Origin of the sequence: Algoriphagus antarcticus (assembly GCF_002150685.1) — a bacterium.
Lineage (GTDB): Bacteria > Bacteroidota > Bacteroidia > Cytophagales > Cyclobacteriaceae > Algoriphagus > Algoriphagus antarcticus.
The window spans coordinates 1-10,341 of the sequence record NZ_MSSW01000112.1; the positions used below are offsets into that span (position 1 = coordinate 1).

17 protein-coding genes are annotated in these 10,341 nt (G+C 36.6%); 4 read left to right on the forward strand and 13 right to left on the reverse strand.

Annotated elements, in window-relative coordinates:
• Positions 1–263: hypothetical protein (locus BVH04_RS24480; RefSeq protein WP_169714514.1), on the reverse strand; the 263-nt coding region annotated here is incomplete at its 3' end.
• 105 nt (positions 264–368) lie between these two features.
• On the reverse strand, positions 369–578 hold the full coding sequence (locus tag BVH04_RS25285) for a hypothetical protein (RefSeq protein ID WP_140160663.1): 210 nt from the start codon (positions 576–578) through the stop codon (positions 369–371).
• Between the two features lie 281 nt (positions 579–859).
• Here BVH04_RS25285 and BVH04_RS24485 point away from each other — a divergent pair, with 281 nt between their 5' ends.
• Positions 860–1,630, forward strand: coding sequence for an energy transducer TonB (locus BVH04_RS24485; protein ID WP_086544088.1), 771 nt, complete (start codon positions 860–862; stop codon positions 1,628–1,630).
• Between the two features lie 40 nt (positions 1,631–1,670).
• A complete protein-coding gene (locus BVH04_RS25665) occupies positions 1,671–1,844 on the forward strand; it encodes a hypothetical protein (protein ID WP_169714515.1) in 174 nt (57 codons plus the stop codon).
• A gap of 187 nt (positions 1,845–2,031) precedes the next feature.
• On the opposite strand, the gene BVH04_RS24490 is transcribed toward BVH04_RS25665, so the two are convergent.
• The 10 genes from BVH04_RS24490 to BVH04_RS24530 form a co-directional block, all read right to left on the reverse strand.
• Complete coding sequence (locus BVH04_RS24490) at positions 2,032–2,268, reverse strand: hypothetical protein (protein ID WP_086544089.1); 237 nt, start codon at positions 2,266–2,268, stop codon at positions 2,032–2,034.
• 95 nt (positions 2,269–2,363) lie between these two features.
• A complete protein-coding gene (locus BVH04_RS26425) occupies positions 2,364–2,489 on the reverse strand; it encodes a hypothetical protein (RefSeq protein WP_262481388.1) in 126 nt (41 codons plus the stop codon).
• 534 nt (positions 2,490–3,023) lie between these two features.
• The gene (locus tag BVH04_RS24495; RefSeq protein ID WP_140160664.1) at positions 3,024–3,386 is read right to left on the reverse strand and encodes a hypothetical protein; all 363 of its coding nucleotides are present in this window, start codon (positions 3,384–3,386) and stop codon (positions 3,024–3,026) included.
• Positions 3,387–3,421: 35 nt separating this feature from the next.
• Positions 3,422–3,655 carry a hypothetical protein gene (locus tag BVH04_RS24500; RefSeq protein WP_086544091.1) on the reverse strand — a complete coding sequence of 78 codons (234 nt, stop codon included), beginning with the start codon at positions 3,653–3,655 and terminating at the stop codon, positions 3,422–3,424.
• Positions 3,656–4,345 (reverse strand): hypothetical protein, encoded by a 690-nt coding sequence (locus BVH04_RS24505; RefSeq protein ID WP_086544092.1) that lies wholly within the window; start codon positions 4,343–4,345, stop codon positions 3,656–3,658.
• 53 nt (positions 4,346–4,398) lie between these two features.
• Positions 4,399–4,932 (reverse strand): hypothetical protein, encoded by a 534-nt coding sequence (locus tag BVH04_RS24510; protein ID WP_086544093.1) that lies wholly within the window; start codon positions 4,930–4,932, stop codon positions 4,399–4,401.
• A 423-nt stretch (positions 4,933–5,355) separates the two neighbouring features.
• The gene (locus BVH04_RS24515) at positions 5,356–5,799 is read right to left on the reverse strand and encodes a hypothetical protein (protein WP_086544094.1); all 444 of its coding nucleotides are present in this window, start codon (positions 5,797–5,799) and stop codon (positions 5,356–5,358) included.
• 17 nt (positions 5,800–5,816) lie between these two features.
• Entirely contained in the window at positions 5,817–7,139 is a 1,323-nt protein-coding gene (locus tag BVH04_RS24520; protein ID WP_086544095.1) for a hypothetical protein, read from the reverse strand.
• Between the two features lie 500 nt (positions 7,140–7,639).
• Positions 7,640–8,158: a hypothetical protein gene (locus BVH04_RS24525; protein WP_086544096.1), complete on the reverse strand. Its 519-nt coding sequence runs from the start codon at positions 8,156–8,158 to the stop codon at positions 7,640–7,642.
• Positions 8,149–9,180, reverse strand: a complete 1,032-nt coding sequence (locus tag BVH04_RS24530) for a hypothetical protein (RefSeq protein WP_086544097.1) — start codon at positions 9,178–9,180, stop codon at positions 8,149–8,151. The genes BVH04_RS24525 and BVH04_RS24530 overlap by 10 nt, the downstream gene beginning before the upstream one ends.
• Here BVH04_RS24530 and BVH04_RS25670 point away from each other — a divergent pair, their 5' ends adjacent.
• Positions 9,181–9,345 (forward strand): hypothetical protein, encoded by a 165-nt coding sequence (locus BVH04_RS25670; protein ID WP_169714516.1) that lies wholly within the window; start codon positions 9,181–9,183, stop codon positions 9,343–9,345. It abuts the gene before it with no gap.
• A 30-nt stretch (positions 9,346–9,375) separates the two neighbouring features.
• Complete coding sequence (locus BVH04_RS24535) at positions 9,376–9,837, forward strand: ATP-binding protein (RefSeq protein WP_140160665.1); 462 nt, start codon at positions 9,376–9,378, stop codon at positions 9,835–9,837.
• Between the two features lie 209 nt (positions 9,838–10,046).
• On the opposite strand, the gene BVH04_RS24540 is transcribed toward BVH04_RS24535, so the two are convergent.
• Positions 10,047–10,238 (reverse strand): DUF6728 family protein, encoded by a 192-nt coding sequence (locus BVH04_RS24540; protein WP_086544099.1) that lies wholly within the window; start codon positions 10,236–10,238, stop codon positions 10,047–10,049.
• Between the last annotated feature and the right edge of the window lie 103 nt (positions 10,239–10,341).

Below are 10,341 nucleotides of genomic sequence, written 5' to 3' on the forward strand. Positions count from 1 at the left end.
AAAACATAAATTTTCATTTCCTGATCGTAATCAGCAAAAATAAAATGATCATCTGTAACAAGAACATTATTAAAAAAACCACTAAACATCTCCGCTGGAAGGGCAACATATTCTATGCTTTCAACGAAGTCTGAAAGGTTAGGAGTTTGCTCTATTGGGACATAAATCTCCTCATCTACACTATGCTGGATTCTGTTGGTACAAGAACTAGCAAAAAACAGGATACCGAGGGTTTGAAATAGGAGATTCTTGAAATAGGTCATTTGTCTGTAGAAAATATTCACTATAAAAATTTGATCCTCACAGAAGATAATAATAAATACTAGGTTGATGGGGTACCATCAACGTAGTAATCAAAACTAATTCCGCTAGACTCCACCTACGCACACCTCTTCGCAGGGAACTTGAGCAGACACATCACAGCTAGCAAGTGAATTAGGCACACAGGAGCTTACAATCACATCACATCCAGACCACATGGAATATTGACTGCACATGTAATCCTCCATGCTATAACCCTTTCTTTCTGCTAATGAAATCCCTGTTCCTAAAATAAACAGAGAAAATACTAAAATCACTTTTTTCATAACGTAGATATTAAATGGAACATAAATTAATTTTTGAAAGCTAAAAAAAAAAATAAGATGCAATATTTATCATTAAAAATTAAGTTTTTATTTTCTAGAAAGAAATCAGTGCAATAAGGTTAACGATCTACTAGCAGCTATACTTCCGATTTAAAGTAAGTTAAACCTAAGTTCAATCCAAGATGGAGAACTCAAGAAGTGGTTCTTGGTACGAGAAGTTATAAATACCGTGGGATTTTCGTATATTTAAACTTCACTATTAGTCATTAGAAATGAAAAATAAGATCCTCTTCAAATTATCACTAATCCTGATTGTCTCTTTTTCCTTGAGCATCAATCAATCTCATGCTCAAGAAAGAGTAATTATCAAGTTAGACGGGGGCATGACTCCAGTTCTTAATGAGAACTTTGGAACTCATAAATTCAATCAGATTCTGACTATCAGTAAAGACAGCTCTTCCATTTCCAAAATTTATGATCTCCAAAACCGACTGCTCAGTCAAACCAAAGAAAAATACAATGAAGAATTAGGATACAACGAGGCGATTATTTCCACTTATGACACCCTTCAAAATCTGGTTTCCAGTGAACTGAAAAATGTAGACAATGGGAGTTTTGTCAGGGTATTCTTGGATAATGATAAGGTAGTTTCCCGATTGGAATTTATATCAGGTCAAGATTTCAAATTTTATCTGGGTGATTCGAAAACGCCACTTGTTGAGAGCGAGAAGAACCCAATGGAGCTCCAGACAAATTATGAGATGAAAGATTACCATTCTTTTCTAGCTCAAAACTTAAAATATCCGGCTCAAGCAAGAGAAAGAAGAGAAATGGGCACTGTAGTTCTTAAGCTTGAAGTTAATAAAGCCGGGGAAGTTGTGGATATATCCTGTCTCAATGAAGATGAACTTTATAAGCCATTGATTAAAGAAGCCATTCGCGTGGTCGAAGCATATAACCCAAGTTTTATTGCGCCCATTGACATGTATGGAAACAAAACATCTTCCTTAGTGAGAGTGCCAATACGGTTCAAACTCTCCTAAACACCAAAACCCCCCATTTCTGACGGGTTTCGTTGATTATATGTATGAAAATGGAAGGTTTGTATTTGCTAATGGAAAGACAAATGAATCTCTCGCAATTGAAGCGCTACGTGCAGCCAACATACATAGAGGAGAAATCATTCCTGCCACTACGATTGATGGAAATACAATTGATGCTTGGCTCTATATTCCGCTGCGATTTAAGGTAGATTGAAACTAAATACAATCTTTCACTCATTCCAAGCACAAAGTAATAAGCATATCATTGCCATGCCTTAAAGATCCAACATAATTCACTTATTTTAAAAATAACAACTTAAATTTTTGAATCATAAAGAAAGGCAGGAGTATGACTTATGCCTTGGAATTAATTCAAGTGTGTAAAGAAGATCCATTTATTTTTAAACCAATTTTAATACTTTATTTACAACCAATAATCGTGCATCTGGTGAGCTATAAAAATATCCAATCCTATTACCCTCTATATCTTCAATTAATTCAAGGAGATTTTCATCTTTTTTAACACATTCTATGATTTCATCTATATATCTTTCATATTCATGCTCAAGGTCAATTCCTTTTACACCAATAGGGTTCCACTCTTTTAAAATATTATTTATACTGAAATAGTAGTCCATTTAATTTTTTGTTAAAAATGTAACAATTTTACCAAAACTATGAGTACTTGGGTTTATATCCAAGACAACCCCAAGAGTTTGGCCTTTTCCCATTGTTACATTAAATTTTGTGCCCCAAATCCAATTATCCCTTCGATTCTGCTCAATTCTTTAAGCTTTTCTAAACCTACCTTGGGATTCTCAGCTAAATAATACTGGCTTGCTGCAAGTACTACGTTCATGTTCTCATGATTGAATAAAACTTTCAAATCAGAGAGAGCGCTATCATCTTTAAGCTTTTTGAATATTTCATGTCTTTTATAAAATAGCTTATTACCTTTCTGTAATTGAATGGATCGCTTTCCTTTTCTATCGTTAATTCAGCAAATTGCTTTATTAGCTCATTCATAATTTCTTATTTTAGTAATTCCATTATTCTTAATCCCCACTCCATTTGCTCCTGAAAACTTTTTCTAGCTACCCAATGTCCAAAAGTCTCATTACTAGTGTTAACAACACCCCCACTCGGTGTAGTCAAACCATCGTCGTGACTCGGTGTTGTTTTCAACTACACCCAACTATCCATCTCAATTTTCAATTGTTACAACTCTCATTTGGTTTTTTATTCTTTATGATACGAATTGCAAATTGTACTTGATAGAAAGACGTAGTTAATACTGATAGCTGTACGAGCCTACGCCTAGCCATCTGCCTATTCTATCCTTAGATGGGGATTATTCAATATAATATTCCCATTTTACTGGATATTTCATATATTATCCTTCTTTGGTTTTTTCAATTATAAATACATTTCCATAAACCTTATCAGGATATAGAGGGTTATCCTTATTTACCACTTCAATTAGCTCATTTAGATTTGACATTTTTAATTTGTAAAATTCAACTTCTGATAAGGATACGGCAGCTTCAAAATTTTTAATTGAATAGGAAAACTTTTCATTGCAAATATAGAAAATCACACTGCCATCATTATTTTTTGCTTTATTAAATTGTTTTACATTCTCAGTCTTATGGAATCTACCCTTCATATCTGGGTGTAATTGGCAAATACTATCAGATTGAGCATTGAAAAACAAATATGTAGCTTCGCCATAATCATTACAAAATAATATGGACATATAGGAGATAATTATCAATTTAAGTATGGTCATAACTAGGGACAATTTTGATTATTATTCTGATTTATGTAATTAGAAATAGTTTGATCTATCCGTGTTCTCTCTTCTTGTGAGATAGCATCTTGCCATGCAGAAATATTGTCATGATTCAAACCTTCCCACGCTAGATCCATATAAATAGAAGATGGTAATTGACTTACTGATACTTCAATTCCAGTCTTATACTCTTGCAACATTCTTGCTATTGTTTCTCTATAATGAGCAGCCATTTATTGATGTTGAAAACCATTGATACCATATCTAGTATAATAATCAAGCATTCCAGGATAGTCCCGATTTTGAAGCATACTATTTAAAGTGCTTGCATTAATACTTCCATTTGTACTTGCTAAGGAAATTAGCTTTCTAAACATCTCAGCGTGGATAACTTCGTGTATGATTGTTTTAGCGGTTAGCAAATTTGGCCTATAATTTACCCCTGCTGTGGTAAAATTATTATTCAAAGATATATTCCTCATATAATTAACTGGCGGAGATGCTTGTCCCCTTGTATTGTTTCCTAGATTTGCAATTGAAAATGTTAGGTGTGAAACTGGAAATTGTCCATCAAACTTCTGGATCATTCCTTTAAATCCTTCACTAGAAGCCAATAACCTCTCATACATACAATCTGCTTTAGTGCCAACAAAACTTGGGTCCGTAAAGATTTTATCCTCTGGCAGCAAAGTAGGCAAAGGCCCTCCGCCTCCAGATCCAGTACCCGAACCACCCCATGGCACTGGGCCAGTCGGACCTCCTCCTGATCCATTATACCATCCTGGAATTCCTGGGCTTCCTGGACTTACATTTCCACATCCTAAACCTACATTATACGTCACAAAGTAACAACGCACTTCAATCTCATCCAGCGTGCCTGGAGGTGATGGGTAAATAGTGTTTTCACAAACTTCCTCTGTCACAGGAACACAATTTAATGCTGCTCCGGCTGTAGTATTGGTTTTTTTGTTAAATACTATTGCTGGTAATACTGTTGAAATACATTGCCATTCTTAACTCGCCACCCCATCTCAAGATTCTCTTCCCTATCTATCAACTGGATATCACCTGAAAATTGAGGGCTTAAACTCATGAAATTATTCACTTCCAGCTTACTTTGACCGTCAACATGCTGCTCTGGAAAATACTTAAGTAGAGATTTGGTGCAATTTCCCAAACTGTCTTTGCGGATAAGTAGTCTATAGAAAGAATTCTTTTGCTTTTGCTTTAATAAAACTTTTGTCGTATCTACTCTCATAGGTACTCCGTGGACCGAATACTTTACAGCTACTTCTATTATTCTCCCATTATCATGAGTAATTGCCTTATTCCAGTGGATTTTCTTGATCTGATTCCTCACTCTTGCATTCGCTGCTGATGTGATAGGAACCTCAAACTCTTCCTGCGGTCCAAGCCAAGCCCTTGCATCTTCGACTGCCAGCTGACTATCCGAGACAGGAGCAGTGAATGGTTCTTCTTCGCTCACACAGGAATTGAAAATCAGAATCATGCTGATGAGCAGAATTGACCAAAATCCAGATCTACTCAGATAAATATACTTGGGGGGGGTATAATGTTTTTGATGTGTTTATTTTCGATTTTTTATGGTCACATGGAATCTCGCAAGAAACAATCCTCTCTGTGGGACGATCTTCTCCGTGCTCGATTTCATAAAAGAATGTTAGTTAAGTGTCTAAAAACTTTTTAATTATAGACTTTCTTGACTAAAAAAGCAAAAATAGGTTAGAGATTTCCTGAAAATTTATCTTTCTACCTGATTTGGAAATTTAGCTCATTCTTTACGCTAAGATACGCTATATGAATTGCGCAGAGCAAAAAGCTATTTATCAACAAAACCCGCCATTTCTGACGGGCTTGATATTTAAAGTAGGAAAAAGAGAAACTAGTTTGCCGCATTTATAAGTTCCTACTTTTAAAAAGCGCCACTAAGTTTATAATCATAATTCTTGCGCTTATCAGCAACTCCTGTTTCTACCGATAAAATAAATTCGGGATACCCCTTTTCTGTTATCCCAAGTATTACTGGATTTTCAAGCCCTTCAATTTTAAACAATTTACTTTGAACATAATAATCACCATCTGGAATTACAGAAACAAGTATACTTTCAAGTATACCGTCGTGCTCTTGAAAAGAAGATTTAGAAGTTGCCCTTGAATCATCAAGTGTGTACACATTAATAAAGAAGCTCCTGTCATATAATTCATGAAAGGAATAATTTATCTCTTTGATGTTGGCTAGCAAATAATTAGCGAGCTTGTTTTTTGATATCTCCTGGACTGTTCGTTCTTGTGCTTTACAAGTAAATTGACCTTGTAAAAGAAATAATGCAGTTAATAATAAAGCGTAAGATTTCATAGTTGAAAGTTAGAGGTTTATCTTACAGAAAAGTGGATATGATCATTATGCCCACCTACAGGATGATTGTAATTCCAACTGTTAGATTCTGAAGAGTACTTATGTTTAAAATATGGACCAAAATTTTCCCTAACATTGGGAAAATCATCCATAGCAAGCTGAAGTTGAGTTATTTGATTAGTTACCCCTGTCAAGGCCATTTTAGAGCCATTAATTCTACTAATATCAATAGCTGTGCCGTTGTAGTGATTACTTGTTGAGGAGTGACCTCCATTGGTTGTAGCAGCAACATAAATTCTTGTTATTTTTTCCTGTGAACTCAAATTTGCATTGGCCTTTTTGATGGCTGCCTGTAACCCTTCTATTAGAAGTTCTCCAACTTCTTTATTAGCACTTTTGTTGTCAGATTCAGTAACTCCAAAGTCAACTATAATCTCATCGCCATTGTCAAGAGATAAAATACTAGGAATTAGTTTTTTGGCTCCTGAATAAAAATAGCCATCATCTGGAGTTAATGAAGGTATAAATAAATCCAAATCTTCATCACTAGGAATCCAACCACCACTTCCCCCACCGCTACCCGATCCCCCACCGCCCCCTGGTCCTGTATAAGTCCCCGGCCCTGACCCTGGATTATATTGATCAGAGCAATTTGGGTCCTCATAGGCTATTATTTCAAAACACTCTATTCCATATTCTGGAATGTCACAATACCCTCCGCCACAGGTAATCTCTCCCTCATCATCACCATAGCTAAAACATACCTCCTCCATAATTGGAGTACAATTAAGTGCAGCATTATTGTATCCTCTACTTTTTTTGCCATTATCACTTTTTATAAAATAAGTATATAATTTCTCACCATTTTGAACGTACCAGCCAGTATTTATTTCCTCATCCCATGACATCATCTGAATATCTCCCGAAAAATCGTTGCTCCATACCGTGTAGTTATTGACTACTAGCTTCTTTTGGTTTGCAGCAGTTATTTCAGGAAAATACTTTAGAATAAACTTGTCAAATCCGACAGTCTCTCTTTTTACCAAAATCAACCTGAAAAAGGCATCCTTCTTTTTCTTCTCAATATCGTTTATTGTTTTCGCTGATCTGATGGGAACTGAGGTGGTGTTGTATGTTATTTCTATCTCGATCACCCTACCTTCTTCATGAACTATCACATTATTCCAATGGACTTTCTTGATCTGATCACTTACTCGAGCATTCACTCCTGATTTGATAGGAACCACAAATTCCTCCTGCGGCCCAAACCAAGCTTTGGCATCCTCCACTGCCTGCTGCATATCAGTGACAGGAGGAGCGACCGGTTCTTCTTCACTCACACAGGAGTTAAAAATCAAAATGATACTTATGAGCAGAAGTGACCAAAATCCAGATCTACGCAGGTAAGTGTATTTGAGGGGGGGAAGTGTTTTTCATAAAAGTATGCTTGTTGAGTGTATAAAAACTTATTTAGTTTAAGCTTTTCAGAATGAAAAAGCAAGAGTACAACAGCTGTTTTTTGAAAATATCCTGACTACTGACGGAAAACTTAATTTTCCCTACAATACGCTATTAACCAACAAAACCCGCCATTTCTGAGAGGTTTTGCTTATTAAAAGACCAAACCAAAAACAAGATAAAGCCAGCTCTGGCAGCACCTCACAACGGTTACCCGGCATCAAACACCCAACTCCTCTATTCCTTCAAGAAATCTCTCAACACATAATTCAAAATCCCTCCGTGCTTTTAGTAAGCGATTTCGACTTCTGAATCCAATCTGGAAAGTACTTCGATTTTCTTCTCCTGGGATTCCCCTATCTGGGCTTAGAAGTTCTAGTCTTTATTCAATCGTATTAATACTTACTTGTACTCCTAGCCCCTGCACCCAGTCTTTTTTATTTTCCCAGTCTTTAAGATCAATCAAAATCACAATAGTCTCCTTGAGTCTTAAGTAATTATGATACCAAAAAACAGCATTCTTTTCGGGCTCGAAGATGATTCTGTCACGGGAAAGAGACCTTTTGTTTACTGAATATACCTCATTGCCAAAGGGAGGACCGGCAATATGTGTGAAATAAACTATTTCATTTGGGCTTAGGGGATTGTTATAAGCCATTGTAAACCGAATGCGATCAAAGTTATAGTTGCCCGCATTTTCCTTATCCTTTCTAATTTCTAATCTATCCCTCTCAAAATCCAGAACGACATAGGTAGTATCTTCGGAATTTTCTTTGGGAAAGTAATTCGTTGAAAACTCAGGCTTTTTATTGTCTGAAACCTTTTTTGTTTGACCCAGCGCATTAGTTGCCAACACTAATAAAAGTGAGAAAAAGGTAAGTCTATAGCTAGTTAATTGCATGATTTCCTTCCCAATTCGGCTTTAAACAGATGTTTATTTATCTCAGCTTGCTCTTCTCCACTTAAGTCACCCCACCCCTTTACTCCTGCTTCTTTAAGTCCTTGCCATGCCAGTGCTTCATAAAACCCGCTTGGTATTCCATCAGGATAGCCTCCCGGATAGTTCATGTAGTTGGCATAGGCAGCACCCCCCAGTTGGGGATGTAGCTGCTGTAGTACATCCGCTATATAGCCAACGTATTTATCAGCCATCAGATTGTGGTGCACAGCTTCACTGCCACTAAATTGATTGGTATATTGCTCAAAAGTCGCTTTGAAAGATAAATCCGTTGGTGTTGGACTTTGGGTATTTAATGCCCTGTAAAATTCAGCATGTAGCATTTCGTGAATAACTGTCCTTGAGACTTCTAATGCGGATCTTCCCACATAAGTATTATTAAAGGTAATCTCAATTGGTTGATTTGATCCCATCCATTGTGTTTGCCCTGAAGCCGTTGAGCTTTGTGTAGCACCAATTTTTAAGATAACATCAAACTCAGACCCTACTCCTTGAAAGTTCTGTGCAACTTTTTGAAAACCATTAATAGCTAATAGTTTTCCTAAAATGCAATCAGTATTTGTGCCTTGGAAAGATGGGTCTCTCCTTATAATCTCCTCCTCCGGCAACAATGTCGGTAATCCTCCAGACCCGCTACCCGATCCCCCACCGCCCCCTGGTCCTGTATAAGTCCCCGCTCCTGATCTCGGATTGTATTGGTCTGAGCATGCTGGATCCTCGTAGGCTATGATATCAAAACACTCAATCCCAAACTCTGGGAGAACACATGTCCCACTACTGCAATCCATCTCTTCATCATCTCCAAAATTGAAGCAAATCTCTTCCAGTATAGGTGTACAATTAAGCGCCGCATTGGCATTCGAACTGCTTTTCTTACCTAAATCACTTTTCACGAAATAGATATATACCTTTTCACCATTTTGCACATACCAGCCTGTGCTCAGTTCTTCATCCCAGGATATCATATGAATAAAGAGTTCAAACCACTCATTCATTTTCCCAACTATCTAAAAGCAGGATACTATCCATTTTTCAAGGAAAACCCGAATACATATCACATAAGGATAGAACAGGTTTTGAAATTGGTATTGGAAATAGACCTTCAATTCATCAAGGGAATAGATCCTTAAAACCTCAGAAAGCTTTATTAATTAATATATGTGCTCTCGCAAAGCGTCCCATTTACACCTAACGTTTCTAAACTTAGTGAGAAGATTGGTATTACTAGAAACACCTTGCTACTTTATTTAAGCTATCTGGAAAAAGCAAAAATCATCAATTCCCTTCAGTCAATTGGTAAATCTACGAGCATACTGCAAAAGCCAGATAAAATATACCTTGAGAATACTAATCTCGGGTATGCCATTTCAAAGCAGGAATTCAACATTGGGAATGAGCGGGAAACATTTTTTCTGAATCAGCTGAAAAATGCTGGACATGAGGTTCACCTTCCAAAACACGGTGACTTCTCTGTTGACGAAAACTTTATATTTGAAGTGGGTGGCTATAACAAATCAGCTGTTCAACTTCAGAATCAAGCCAATTCCTATGTAGTTTCAGATGGACTTGAAGTTGGATTTAAATCAAAAATTCCACTTTGGCTCTTCGGATTTCTGTATTGAAGTTGGATTTTAAGCTTGGGTAGAAAAACAACTTTTCATCTTAGAAAAAGGCGTGTTTCGATCTATCAGAGCTTTGGGTAGCTAATTCACTATTTTACCCGACCTGTAAGCTTCGCTTTATTAAGGTGGGTCTTTATCATCCCTATTTAGTCAGATAATGACCAATTGCGCTCTCCGTGAAAAACTCAGCGGACTCTGAGGTAAAAACCTCAAATAAACCGCTTTACAATCCAAAAAATCAGCGCTAGTAGAAACACGATAATTGAGATCTTATTGATCCCATGCATCATGCGCAGGTTTATATTTGTTTTTTTATTGGGATCTGGCTTTTGGAAAACTTGGATAAAATAATTCCCAAATTCACCCAATTTGAAGAATCCTTTCACTTTATTATCTGACATAGCTTAGTTTTATTAGGTTAACAGGGGTGGAAGCTTTTTGGTTTACTTTATTTTACTTCTTGAAAAGCTGAATGGCGGGAGTAATTGAAACTGGACCTGCTAG